Genomic DNA, 13203 nt, shown 5'->3' with positions numbered 1-13203 from the left:
TGGTTATTCTTTTTATAGAACTCGATTACAATACTTCATTATTGACAAATTATACGTTAGAAAAAAGAGATTCAGGGTAGAAAAATGAATTACAGCAGTGCGATTTTACGTAATTTTTTGGGTAAAACACCGGATTGGTACAAGGCTTGTATTTTAGGATTTTTAATTGTTAATCCGATTATTTACTTTGCTATCAGCCCGTTTTGGGCGGGTTGGCTGCTGGTTGCAGAGTTCATTTTCACCTTGGCAATGGCATTGAAATGCTATCCGTTGCAAGCCGGTGGTTTGTTGGTGATTGAAGCGGTTTTTATCGGCATGACCTCGCCGGATCACGTGATGCATGAAATTATGGCGAATATCGAAGTTCTCCTGCTACTGGTTTTTATGGTGGCGGGGATTTTCTTTATGAAGCAGCTGCTGCTGTTTATTTTTACCAAATTACTGTTGGGGATCCGCTCAAAATTGCGTCTGTCATTGGCGTTTTGCCTGAGTGCGGCTTTTTTGTCGGCTTTCTTGGATGCGTTGACCGTTGTCGCAGTGATTATCAGTGTCGGCACCGGCTTTTATGCGGTATATCATAAAGTGGCCTCTGGTTACACCTTTGACGATAACTCTGACGATATTTTTAATGATCAAAAAATTGATATGTCACGCAATACGTTAGAGCAGTTTCGCAGTTTCCTGCGCAGTTTAATGATGCACGCCGGGGTGGGTACCGCACTTGGTGGGGTGATGACGATGGTCGGTGAGCCGCAAAATTTGATTATTGCTGCACAGGCAGGTTGGGGATTTAGCGAATTTTTCTTACGCATGTTGCCGGTGACCTTGCCGGTGTTGATTTGCGGAACGTTAACCTGTTTGGCACTAGAGCGTTTTAAAGTATTTGGCTATGGACAGCGTTTGCCACAAAAAGTGTGGGTGGTATTGGCACGTTATGAGCGGGAACAAAGCCGTAAACTGACGGATCAAGATCGTCTGCGGCTGTATGTGCAAGCACTGATCGGGATTTGGCTAATTTGTGGCTTGGCGTTTCATTTAGCAGCCGTGGGGTTGATTGGTCTGAGTGTGATTATTTTGGCGACCGCACTTTGCGGTATCACCGAAGAACACGCCTTAGGCAAAGCCTTTCAAGACGCGCTGCCGTTTACCGCACTTTTAGTGGTATTTTTTGCGGTGGTGTCGGTCATCATCGATCAAGGACTGTTCCAGCCGATTATTAATTTTGTGCTGCACGCCTCAGATGAGACACAGTTAGCGCTGTTCTATATTTTTAACGGTTTACTGTCTGCCATTTCCGATAATGTGTTTGTTGGCACCGTGTATATTAATGAAGCCAAAGCAGCCTTGGCGGCTGGGACGATTACACAACAACAGTTTGAACTGATTGCGGTGGCGATCAATACCGGAACCAACTTGCCGTCGGTGGCAACACCAAACGGACAGGCGGCTTTTCTGTTTTTATTAACGTCATCATTTGCACCGTTAATTCGTTTATCTTATGGACGAATGGTTTATATGGCTTTACCTTATACTATCGTTTTAGCGCTAGTTGGGTTAGTATCGGTAGAACTATTTTTACCTAAACTCACTCTTTGGTTCCAAAGTATCGGTATATTTTGACAACATAATAAGGAAAGCGAATGTTATATTACTTAAAGCAGGTTTCCCTTAGCCGTGGCAGTTGGTTGCTGCTGTTGCTGTCCTGTTTGGCGTTTGAAGCCACTGGGCTGTATTTTCAACACGTCATGAAATTAGAACCCTGTGTGATGTGTATTTATGAACGTGTTGCGATTGCCGGCGTGGCATTGGCGGCATTGATTGGAATGATTGCACCAAGATTGTTGCTGATCCGCTTATTGGCGTTAGCGGTTGGCTTGGTAAGTGCGGTGAAAGGGCTGTTATTGGCGCTACAACATACTGATTATCAACTGGATCCGGTGCCGTGGAATCAGTGCCCGCTGATGGTAGAATTTCCCTCTACCTTGCCGTTAAATAAGTGGCTGCCGCAGATGTTTGAAGCTTACGGATCTTGCAGCGAAATTCAGTGGTCGCTGTTTGGTTTTGCTATGCCGCAGTGGTTAATAGCAATTTTTATCGGCTATATTTTAGTGTTGGGCTTGGTATTGATCAGCCAAATTAAACCGAGTCGCCGTCAGCGAACCCTGTTTAAGTAACAATAGGTAATATAGTCTGACTACAAAGTGCGGTTTTGACCGCACTTTGTATTTTATCTGTAATATTGATTTAATAACCTGAAATATTAAAATCCGGGATAAACAGATTCTGTTTGAGCCGCTTCACCTGTGTTATCAAGCTGCCGTCCGGATACAATTCGAACTCGCGCCAACCCGGAGGCAAAATATCCAAGTTGAAGTGGTAGCTGTCGGATTTAAACTGAATGCAGGTTGATGGTGTCGTCAGGATTCGGTAGTTATTCCACTGTGTATCCATTTCCTGATGGATATGCCCACTGATGATCGCTTTAATATGGTGATGTTGTTGCAAACAGCTTAAAAATTCTGAGGTATTGCGTAGATTATGTTGATCCAACCAAGCGGATCGGGTCGGCGCAATGTGGTGATGCAGCACAACCAATGTATATAAATCAGGATATTGTTCGATTTTTGCGATCAACCAGTCTAACTGATATTGATTCAGATAGCCGTGCGGCACATTCAGTACTTGGCTGTCCAACATCAAAATTTGCCAGTTATCGTTGACGATAATGTGTTTTAGCGGAGAGATAAATTCCGGATAACGGTTTAAGGTTTCAACCATGTGTGGCTGATAATCATGGTTGCCAGGAATCCAAAAAACCGGTTTTTGCAGCTGTGAAATCTCTTCGCAGAAATAGCGATATCCTTCCGGATTATTATCTTGGGTCAAATCTCCGGTCGCCAACACAAATTCAAAAGTGAACGGCGTTTGCTGAATTTCGGACAAAACCGCACTGAAGCTGTCGAAAGTGTTAATCCCCAACAAATCCGCTTTTTTATCGGCAAACAAATGCGGATCGGTTACTTGAATAAACCGAACTGGCAGCTTGTCAGAGTGGTGTAGAAAAGTCGTTCTCAAAATATACCAACAAAATCTATAAAAAATAAAAATAAGTTATAACTGATAAGATACTGTTTTTTATAAAAATGTCAGTAGTTTTATATTAAAAATGCTAGTAGGCGCACATTTTGTATTAAATAATCTTGAAAAATTAGAGTTACATCACTTTTTTTAGGCTATGCCCATAATTTTTTCAAACGTGGATAATTTAACTGTAGCCATTGTAAGCCGATCACTGCAATACTGTTGTCGATTTTACCGTTTTCAACCCACTGATAAGCCTGTTCACGACTGACGACGTGAACTTTGATGTCTTCATGTTCTTCCTCCAATCCATGCAAACCACCGGCTTGAGTGGCATCAACTTTGCCAGCAAATAGGTGAATACGTTCAAACACGCCGCCAGGGCTGTCCCAAACGCTCAATGCCGGAATAATCTGCTCAATTGCTATGCCCGCTTCTTCTTGTGCCTCACGCAGTGCCACTTGTTGTGCTTGTTCGCCTTGTTCTACCATGCCGGCGATCAATTCTAACAGCCACGGGGATTGATCGCTGCCAGCAACATAAGCGCCGATCCGCACTTGTTCGACTAAAACCACTTGATCGCGCTGTGGATCATAGGCGATAACCGCAGAAGCCGCACCTTTGTAGAGTAGTTCTCGGGTGACTGTGCTGCTATAACCACCGGCAAACAGTTTGTGGCGGAATTGGATTTTGTACAGTTTAAAGAAACCATCATAGACCAGATCTTGTTGTTCAACCGTTAAATCAGCGCTGGAAAATTGATTAATCGACATACATTATTTCCTTGATTACTCATGAAGTATGTTTCTTAGTGTATCAAATTAAGCATTTTTTTCACTTACATTTATAAATAGTTTTCGGTAAAATGTGCGAATGAACGATCATTTAGTGGAGAGTAAATATGAAAAAAGCAGCATTGTTGCTGTCAGTTTTAAGCTTAGGCTTGGCGCAACAAGTGATGGCGACATCCCTGCTTGACGCTTATGAACAGGCGAAAATCAGTGACCCTATCGTGAAAAAAGCCTATGCAGATAGCCAGCAGATTATGGAAGGCAAAAATCAGGCGAAAGGCGCGTTGTTGCCTCAATTAAGCGCCAATGCCGGTTATAGCAGCAGCCGTTATATCGATCACGGCAGTAACCATAACAATGGTTTGGACAATAGCTTCAGCCAAAATCGTGCCTTCAGTGCTGGGCTGACCCTCAGCCAGTCGCTATTTAATATGAGCTTGTGGCGTAATTTGTCACTGCAGGAAAAAACGGCGCAGCAGGCAGAAGTGTCTTATCAAGCAACACAACAGAATTTATTGTATCGGGTGGCGGCAGCCTATATTAACGTATTAAACAGTATTGATACATTAACTTCAGTACAAGCGGAAAAAAGTGCGGTTTACAAGCAGTTAACGAATACTAACCAGCAATATCAAGTCGGTTTGGTCGCAGTGACTGATGTTGATGAAGCGCAAGCACAATATGACAGTGTAGTTGCCAATGAAATCGGTGCTAAAAACAATGTTGATAACAGTATTGAAGCGCTGTATGAAATCACTGGGCAGTATCCATCGGATATTCGCAAATTGGATACCAAAAAATTCAAAACCCAAAACTATGCCAACCCGAATCAGTACATTGCCCAAGGGGAAGAGCAAAATTTAACCCTGACTTACTATAAAATGGGGAAAGAGTTGGCAAAAGAGGGGATTAAAGTGGCGCAAAGTGCTTATTTACCGACAGTAAATCTGGTCGCAGGCTTGGCTCACACCAATTCGCGGATTCCAAACGCCAGCACTTACGGTATTGCAGATCGCAATTTGGATCGTGCCTCAATCGGTTTGGAAGTAGCGATGCCCCTATATACTGGCGGGCAAACCAGTTCTAAAGTTCGGCAACAGCAGCATGCTTTTGTCAGCAACTCGGAAAATTTGGAATCGACCTATCGTGATTTGGTGCGTAATATTCGCTCGACAGCCAATAGCTTAAATGCCTCTGCGAGTTCGATTAAAGCCTACCAACAGTATGTTAAATCCTCGGAAAGTGCTTATAATGCCACGTTATCCGGCTATCAAACCGGCACCAGAACGATTTTAGATGTTTTGACAGCTACCCGATCTCGCCATGAAGCACAACGCCAGTTAGCTTCGGCGCGTTATAATTATTTGTTACTGGAATTACAATTGCGTCAGCTGTCAGGTACGCTGAATGAAAACGATTTAACTCGTCTCAACAGTTTGTTGACGATTAAGAGTAAGCTTTAACAAAGCCAAAAGCAACAAGCGCTAGTTTTGTTTATACCCAAAACCAGCGCTTGTTGAAATGCACCGTTTTTATCGATCAAGCGTTGATTACGAACGCTTCATAATTTCAAAAAACTCTTCGTTGGTTTTTGCCATTGATAATTTATCAATCAGGAATTCCATCGCTTCAGTTTCGCCCATCGGGTGAACGATCTTACGCAGAATCCACATTTTTTGTAGCTCATCAGGGGTGGTGAGCAGCTCTTCTTTACGTGTGCCGGAACGGTTGAAGTCGATCGCAGGGAAGACGCGTTTTTCGGCAATTTTACGCGACAAGTGCAGCTCCATATTACCGGTTCCTTTAAACTCTTCGTAGATCACTTCGTCCATTTTAGAGCCGGTATCCACAAGTGCGGTCGCAATAATAGTCAAGCTGCCACCTTCTTCTACGTTACGCGCCGCACCAAAAAAGCGTTTCGGACGGTGCAAGGCGTTGGCATCGACCCCACCGGATAGGATTTTGCCTGATGCCGGGGTGACCGTATTGTAAGCACGTGCTAAGCGAGTGATTGAGTCTAATAAAATCACTACATCTTTTTTGTGTTCAACCAAGCGTTTGGCTTTTTCAATCACCATTTCAGCCACTTGCACATGGCGTGCCGCCGGTTCATCGAAAGTTGAAGCCACAACTTCGCCCTTGACCAAACGTTGCATCTCGGTCACTTCTTCCGGACGTTCGTCGATCAGCAACACCATTAAAATACATTCAGGGTAGTTGTAGGTGATGCTTTGTGCGATATTTTGCAGCAACATGGTTTTACCGGCTTTCGGTGGTGCTACGATTAAGCCACGTTGTCCCTTACCGATTGGCGCCGCCAAATCCAGCACACGTGCGGTTAAATCTTCAGTTGAACCGTTGCCGCGTTCCATGCGCATGCGTGAATTAGCATGCAGTGGGGTCAGGTTTTCAAACAGGATTTTATTGCGGGAAATTTCAGGGCGATCGGCGTTGACTTCTTTGATTTTGAGCAGGGCAAAATAGCGCTCGCCCTCTTTTGGCGGTCTGATTTTGCCTTCGATCATATCGCCGGTGCGCAGGTTAAAGCGGCGAATTTGGCTTGGTGAAACGTAAATATCGTCTGGTCCTGCCAGGTAAGAGCTGTCGGCAGAACGCAAGAAGCCGAAGCCATCTTGCAGAATTTCCAAAACGCCGTTACCGAAGATGTCTTCACCGCTCTTTGAATGTTGTTTTAAAATTGAGAAAATAATGTCTTGTTTGCGTAAACGCGCTAGGTTTTCCAAGCCCATTTGTTCTTCGCCAATGCGGACAAGCTCGGAAACCGGAGTATTTTTGAGTTCTGTAAGATTCATAATGGAGAAAATTAAAGTTAGATTAAGATTAGATAAATGAATATGTGAGTGTTGTCACTGAAAAGTGTGACTCAGACTTTTTGAGTGGCGATAAAATTACCACTAAAAGTGCGGTCTGTCCAGACTGAATTCGAATTAATCCCGTATTTCTGCCGACAAAAAACAAAAATGGCGATAAAAAGATCGAAATTCTGGATTAAACGATGATTTATTTTATACCTCAGCGCTGCTTCATGCTATCCTTAGCAAATTTTAGCGATGTGAAATTTCGACATCGCCATCAATCTGAACCTTAATCTCGGATTATTAGGGCATGCCCTATGCAGCCGGAAAACATATCGATAGAGAATATGCAAACAAATAAACATTTAAGACGGACACGTTTCAGCGACTTCCCGATCAACCCTCAAGTGCTAGCTGCACTGAGTGACAGTGGTTTTGAATATTGCACTCCGATTCAGGCATTGACATTGCCGTTAACCTTGGCGGGTAAAGACGTTGCTGGGCAAGCGCAAACGGGAACCGGCAAAACCATTGCGTTTTTGATTGCGACATTTCACCGTTTGCTGAGTCAGCAAAATGATGGAGCACAGTACCAGCATAATCAACCCAGAGCATTGATTTTAGCGCCAACCAGAGAGTTGGCAGTGCAAATCGACAGTGATGCCGCAAAACTGGTTGGACGTACCGGACTGAAAACCGCACTTGCCTATGGCGGGGATGGTTATGACAAACAGTTGAAAGCGATTGAAAACGGGGTGGATATTTTAATCGGCACCACCGGACGGGTGATTGACTACGTTAAACAGGGAATTATCAATTTGGATAAAGTGCAGGTGGTGGTGCTGGACGAAGCCGATCGGATGTTCGATTTGGGCTTTATCCGTGATATCCGTTATCTGATGCGAAAATGTCCATCGGTGCAACAGCGGTTGACGCTGCTGTTCTCCGCCACGCTCTCTTTCCGAGTACGAGAATTGGCGTTTGAAGACATGAATCAGGCGGAATACATCGAGGTAGAGCCGCTGCAAAAAACCGGACACCGTATCACCGAAGAGCTATTTTATCCGTCTAATCAGGATAAAATGCCATTGCTGCAAACCTTGTTGGAAGAGGAGTGGCCGGAGCGCTGTATTATTTTTGCTAACACCAAGCACCAGTGTGAAGCAATTTGGGGCTATTTGGCGGCGGATGGACATCGGGTTGGGTTGCTAACCGGTGATGTGGCGCAGAAAAAACGCTTGGCGCTGTTGGACAAATTCACGCGCGGCGAATTAGATATTCTGGTGGCAACCGATGTGGCAGCACGCGGTTTACATATTCCAGCGGTCACCCATGTATTCAACTATGATTTGCCGGACGATTGCGAAGATTATGTACACCGTATTGGGCGTACTGGGCGTGCAGGAGAGAGTGGTAAATCAATCAGTTTTGCTTGTGAAGCCTATGCCATGAATTTACCGGCGATTGAAACCTATATCGATCATACTATTCCGGTCAGTCAATATGATGCTGATTCGCTGTTGCAGGATCTGCCAAAGCCGTTTCGCCTAAGACGTAGCAGCTCGGTCAATCGGGTTAATCAGAAACGTGGGCATAAAAAGCCCGGTTTGCGTTAATCCACTATTATTAAGAATTTTTTAAGCTTGAGCAGGTATAACTGATATGGTTCAAGCGGATTTGAACACATTATTTTAATGAGGAAACTTTTGCAAAATTCATTAGTCAAAGCAGTCACTGAGATTTTAGATGACTTAAAAGCAACCGATATTAGCATTTTTGATGTGCGAGCCAACGACGGAATCACTGATAATATGGTGATTTGCACTGGCACATCTAGTCGCCATGTGGGTTCGATTGCCCAAAATTTAGCCGAGAGCTGTAAACAACAGGGGATAGAATCTTTTGGCAGCGAAGGTGTTGTTACCGCTGATTGGATTGTGGTGGATTTCGGGCAGGTGATTGTGCATGTGATGCAGCAAGAAAGTCGTGATCTGTATCAGTTGGAAAAACTCTGGGGCTAGCCGCAGCAGATGAAAATTCAGCTTATTGCGGTTGGCACCAAAATGCCGGCTTGGGTAACCAGCGGTTTTGAAGAATATCAGCGCCGTTTTCCAAAAGATATGCCGTTTGAACTGGTGGAAATTGCCGCCGGAAAGCGTGGTAAGAATGCCGATATCAAACGAATTTTGGAGAAAGAAGGCGAGCAAATGCTGGCAGTTTGCGGTAAAAACAGCATGATTGTCAGCTTAGATATTCCCGGAAAACCGTGGACTACCGAACAATTGGCGGATCAGTTGGAAAGTTGGAAAAATGACGGTAGAGATGTGTGTTTATTGATTGGTGGACCAGAAGGGCTGTCGCCGCAATGTAAACAGGCTGCGGAGCGCAGTTGGTCGCTTTCGCCCTTAACTTTACCGCATCCGTTAGTTCGGGTAGTCGTGGCGGAAAGCTTGTACCGTGCTTGGAGCTTGACCACCAACCATCCGTACCATCGTGAATAGTATTAAACGGCAGAGCTGGCAGTAGTAGCATGGCAAGAGAAATTATTCGAGATAATAAAGCAGAACAAAACCTATTTTTACGCCGGGTGTTGGTGGCGTTTATCGGGGTTTTAGGGTTGCTTTCATTGCTGCTGCTGAATGTTTATCATCTGCAAATTAGAGATTATGAAAATTATCAAACCCGTTCCAATGGCAATCGGATCAAGTTATTGCCGGTGGCGCCAACCAGAGGCTTGATTTATGATCGTAATAATAAGGTGCTGGCAGAGAATTTGACTTTTTTCGGGCTGTATATCGTGCCGGAAAAAACCGAGAATCTACAACAGACCTACGATGCGCTGCGGCAAGTGGTCGGTTTGACCGATGAAGATATCGAAACCTTTGCCAAAGAGCGGCGCAGAAATTCGCGTTATACACCGATTTTATTAAAATCCGATTTGACTGAAGAGCAAATTGCACGTTTTTCGGTCGATCAACACAATTTTCCCAGTTTGGAAATTCGTCCGTATTTTAAACGACACTATCCTTATGGTGAAGATTTGACCCATATTTTGGGTTATGTAGCAAAAATTAACGATAAAGATATCGAGCGCTTGCGAGACGAAGATGAACTAGCCAATTATGCCGGAACCAATGATATTGGAAAGCTGGGAATTGAGCGCTACTACGAAACTCAGTTGCACGGCGAGGTTGGTTTTGAAGAGGTTGAGGTCAACAACCGCGGTAAAGTGATCCGTACGTTGCGCCAGCAACCGGCAGTATCCGGTAAAAGTATCAAATTGACGATTGATTTGGCGCTGCAACGCTACATTCGTCAACAATTAGAAGGGCGGCGTGGGGCTGTGGTGGTATTGGACCCGCGTGATAACAGCATTCTGGCGATGGTATCTAGCCCGAGTTATGACAATAATTTGTTTGTTGGCGGCATCTCTTCTGCCGATTATAACGGCTTGCTAAACGACCCTGATCGTCCGTTGTACAGCCGCACCACACAGGGGGCGTTTCCACCGGCTTCCACGGTTAAGCCGTTTATCGCAGTAGCAGCATTGCAAGATGGGATTATCACCACTAACAGTACGATTTTTGATCCGGGTTATTGGATCTTGCCGGGAACAGATCGGCGCTATCGCGACTGGTTAAAGAGCGGTCACGGCCGCCTGAATTTGAATAAAGCGATTATGGAATCGGCCGATACCTATTTTTATCAATTGATTTACGACATGGGGATCAACCGTTTTTCTGAGTGGATGAAGCGGTTTGGGTTTGGTATGCCAACCGGGATTGATATTCGTGAAGAAACCAGCGGCGTGATGCCGACTCGTGAGTGGAAGCAGCAACGGTATAAAAAACCATGGGTAATCGGCGATACGATTCCGGTCGGTATCGGGCAAGGCTATTGGACCTCGACACCGTTGCAAGTGACGAAAGCGTTGAGTGTGTTGATCAATAACGGTAAGGTGATGACACCGCACTTTATGCAGGAAGTGATCGGCAATCAGATCGAACCGTACCGCGATCCGAAGCTGTATGAAGATATCAACGGGATACCTCAAGCCTATTGGAATGCGGCAAAAACCGGTATGTACAGTGTGTTATACGGCAGCAGCGGCACAGCCAGAAAAGTGTTTACCAATATGCCTTATCTGGCGGCGGGCAAATCTGGAACCGCACAGGTGTTTGGTTTGAAAGAGAATCAAAAATATGATGCTTCCAGTCTGGCTTCGCATCTGCATGACCATGCATGGTTTATCGCTTATGCACCTTATAACAACCCGACGATTGCATTGTCGATCTTTTTGGAAAATGCCGGCGGTGGTTCCAGTCAGGCGGCGCCATTGGCGCGTGCGATTATGGACCACTATTTGTTGGATATGGGATATTTGAAGCAAAGTGCGGTGGCAACCGAGAGCGGGCAAAGCAATGAGTGACGAAAAGAATTTTTTTAGTGCGCTTTGGCAGCGCTTTCATTTAGATTTTTTGCTGTTTGTCGGGCTATTGGCAATCAGCGGTTATGGCTTGATGGTGCTGTATAGTGCTTCTGGCGGCAGCGAAGTGATGTTTCGTAGCCGGATTATCCAAATTGCATTAGGATTTGGTGTTATGTTGGTGATGGCACAGCTGCCGTTGCGTTTTTACGAAAAAATTGCTCCTTATCTGTATGTGGTGGCTGTGGTGATGTTGTTGTTGGTGGATCTGATTGGTATTACCAGCAAAGGCGCACAGCGTTGGTTAGATTTAGGATTATTTCGGTTTCAGCCTTCAGAGATCGTGAAACTATCAGTGCCGTTGATGGTGGCAGTGTATTTAGGGCGGAAGAAACTACCGCCGAGCTTTACGGATACCTTAATTGCGCTGGTGTTGGTGTTTGCGCCGACGATATTGGTTGCGATTCAGCCCGATTTAGGAACATCGATTTTAGTTAGCGCCTCCGGCATATTTGTTGTATTCTTAGCCGGTATGAGTTGGCGCCTGATTGCCGCTGCCGTTATCGGGTTGGCAGGATTTATACCGGTGATGTGGTATTTCCTGATGTATGACTACCAACGGACACGGGTTATGACGTTGTTGGATCCTGAGTCAGACCCGCTAGGAGCAGGCTATCATATCATTCAGTCTAAGATTGCTATCGGCTCCGGCGGGCTGTTCGGCAAAGGCTGGATGCAAGGGACACAGTCTCAATTGGAGTTTTTACCGGAACCGCATACGGATTTTATTTTTGCGGTGCTAAGTGAGGAACACGGTATGGTCGGCGTCTTAGTCTTGCTGGCCATTTATATGTTTATTATTATTCGGGGATTGATCATCGCTGCCAAAGCGCAAACGGCGTCGGGCAGAATTTTAGCAGGTGCAATCACCTTAATCTTTTTTGTATATATTTTCGTTAATATCGGAATGGTAAGTGGAATTTTACCGGTGGTCGGTGTTCCTTTACCGCTAGTGAGTTATGGCGGAACTTCGTTTGTGACCTTGATGGCAGGCTTTGGTCTGATGATGTCGATTTGTAGTCACAAACGTAGCCTGACGCATTTTAGATAAATACAATCTTAACGTCAAAATAGGAAATTTTTATGACATTTTTAAAATCAACCATCTATGGCTGTTTAATGATGTTTGCAATCGCCATCAATGTACAAGCCGCGACGTCGACGCAGAACTTGTTTGGTGTAAGCGGGCCCAAGAAATTAATGGCAACTGCGCAAACTGCGCAGAGCCAAACTTATAAGGTTAAGGGAAAGACCTATCAAACCCTAAACCGTAATACCTCGAAAGAGTATTCAATGACCGGTACGGCAAGTTTTTATGCCAGTAAATTCCATGGACGTAAAACCTCTAACGGGGAAATTTATAACGAAAATTTGATGACGGCAGCACATAAACGTTTGCCGATTCCGTCTTATGTGTTGGTGACCAATGTTAAAAACGGTCGTCAAGTAGTGGTGCGCATTAATGATCGCGGGCCTTTTGTCGGTGATCGTAAAATCGACTTATCCAAAGCAGCGGCGAGGGAGTTGGGCATGTTGGCTAAGGGCACTGCACAGGTTAAAATGGAAGTAGTGCATGTGGATAAAAACGGCAAAATCAGCGGACCGGGCGGGGAAAAGCTGACTAAGCTGGCAAAAAATAAAAATTTGCCATTGCCGCAAGCAAATCAGCCGATGTCGATACAGTTGGCAGAGAATAAGCCAGTCAATGCGACATCTCAATCTCGTGACCGCACTTCAACTGCTGCGGTAGTTGCTAGCAATGGCAATAAAGTGCGGTTGAGTAATGAAACGAAATTAGAGTATGAGCTGCAAAGTATGAACCTTGATAGTAATGCAGAAGCCAAAGCCTTGATCGCTCAGCTGTCGATGAAAAATGTCAACAGTGAAATTATTCAAGATGGCAGCCGTTTTAAGGTTAAATTTGGACCGATTGCTTCACGCGAAAGTGTTAATCAGTTAAAAACCGAGTTAGTGCAGAACGGGCAGCACGATAATATTTTGTACTCTTATAACGCTAAATAATGATTTT

At 44.8% G+C, this 13203-nt stretch carries 12 protein-coding genes; 9 read left to right on the top strand and 3 right to left on the bottom strand.

Going from position 1 to position 13203, the window contains the following annotated elements; genetic code table 11:
• The first annotated feature begins 84 nt into the window (after positions 1–84).
• The gene (gene nhaB / locus FHQ23_RS04335; protein WP_139613214.1) at positions 85–1620 is read left to right on the top strand and encodes a Na(+)/H(+) antiporter NhaB; all 1536 of its coding nucleotides are present in this window, start codon (positions 85–87) and stop codon (positions 1618–1620) included.
• A gap of 20 nt (positions 1621–1640) precedes the next feature.
• Positions 1641–2174, top strand: a complete 534-nt coding sequence (gene dsbB, locus FHQ23_RS04330; protein WP_139613213.1) for a disulfide bond formation protein DsbB — start codon at positions 1641–1643, stop codon at positions 2172–2174.
• A 70-nt stretch (positions 2175–2244) separates the two neighbouring features.
• On the opposite strand, the gene cpdA is transcribed toward dsbB, so the two are convergent.
• On the bottom strand, positions 2245–3075 hold the full coding sequence (cpdA, locus tag FHQ23_RS04325; RefSeq protein WP_139613212.1) for a 3',5'-cyclic-AMP phosphodiesterase: 831 nt from the start codon (positions 3073–3075) through the stop codon (positions 2245–2247).
• A gap of 158 nt (positions 3076–3233) precedes the next feature.
• The gene (nudF, locus tag FHQ23_RS04320) at positions 3234–3854 is read right to left on the bottom strand and encodes an ADP-ribose diphosphatase (protein WP_139613211.1); all 621 of its coding nucleotides are present in this window, start codon (positions 3852–3854) and stop codon (positions 3234–3236) included.
• Between the two features lie 128 nt (positions 3855–3982).
• Here nudF and FHQ23_RS04315 point away from each other — a divergent pair, with 128 nt between their 5' ends.
• Positions 3983–5335, top strand: a complete 1353-nt coding sequence (locus FHQ23_RS04315) for a TolC family outer membrane protein (protein WP_139613210.1) — start codon at positions 3983–3985, stop codon at positions 5333–5335.
• A gap of 87 nt (positions 5336–5422) precedes the next feature.
• Here the strand turns inward: FHQ23_RS04315 and rho are convergent, their stop codons facing one another.
• On the bottom strand, positions 5423–6685 hold the full coding sequence (rho, locus tag FHQ23_RS04310; protein WP_132967622.1) for a transcription termination factor Rho: 1263 nt from the start codon (positions 6683–6685) through the stop codon (positions 5423–5425).
• 350 nt (positions 6686–7035) lie between these two features.
• Between rho and rhlB the strand changes: the two genes are divergently transcribed.
• The 6 genes from rhlB to FHQ23_RS04280 all read left to right on the top strand — a co-directional run bounded on the left by rhlB (position 7036) and on the right by FHQ23_RS04280 (position 13196).
• A complete protein-coding gene (rhlB, locus tag FHQ23_RS04305; protein ID WP_139613209.1) occupies positions 7036–8304 on the top strand; it encodes an ATP-dependent RNA helicase RhlB in 1269 nt (422 codons plus the stop codon).
• A gap of 90 nt (positions 8305–8394) precedes the next feature.
• Entirely contained in the window at positions 8395–8709 is a 315-nt protein-coding gene (gene rsfS, locus FHQ23_RS04300) for a ribosome silencing factor (RefSeq protein WP_267963615.1), read from the top strand.
• A gap of 9 nt (positions 8710–8718) precedes the next feature.
• Positions 8719–9189 (top strand): 23S rRNA (pseudouridine(1915)-N(3))-methyltransferase RlmH, encoded by a 471-nt coding sequence (rlmH, locus tag FHQ23_RS04295; RefSeq protein ID WP_139613207.1) that lies wholly within the window; start codon positions 8719–8721, stop codon positions 9187–9189.
• Between the two features lie 29 nt (positions 9190–9218).
• Positions 9219–11117 carry a penicillin-binding protein 2 gene (mrdA, locus tag FHQ23_RS04290; protein WP_139613206.1) on the top strand — a complete coding sequence of 633 codons (1899 nt, stop codon included), beginning with the start codon at positions 9219–9221 and terminating at the stop codon, positions 11115–11117.
• Positions 11110–12225, top strand: coding sequence for a rod shape-determining protein RodA (gene rodA, locus FHQ23_RS04285; protein ID WP_139613205.1), 1116 nt, complete (start codon positions 11110–11112; stop codon positions 12223–12225). The genes mrdA and rodA overlap by 8 nt, the downstream gene beginning before the upstream one ends.
• A 32-nt stretch (positions 12226–12257) precedes the next feature.
• Positions 12258–13196, top strand: a complete 939-nt coding sequence (locus FHQ23_RS04280; RefSeq protein WP_139613204.1) for a septal ring lytic transglycosylase RlpA family protein — start codon at positions 12258–12260, stop codon at positions 13194–13196.
• Positions 13197–13203: the final 7 nt, after the last annotated feature.

The organism is Testudinibacter crocodili (genome assembly GCF_006228025.1).
GTDB lineage: Bacteria > Pseudomonadota > Gammaproteobacteria > Enterobacterales > Pasteurellaceae > Chelonobacter.
Note: the sequence above shows the minus strand (reverse complement) of the source record. Positions and strands in the feature narration are given on the sequence as shown.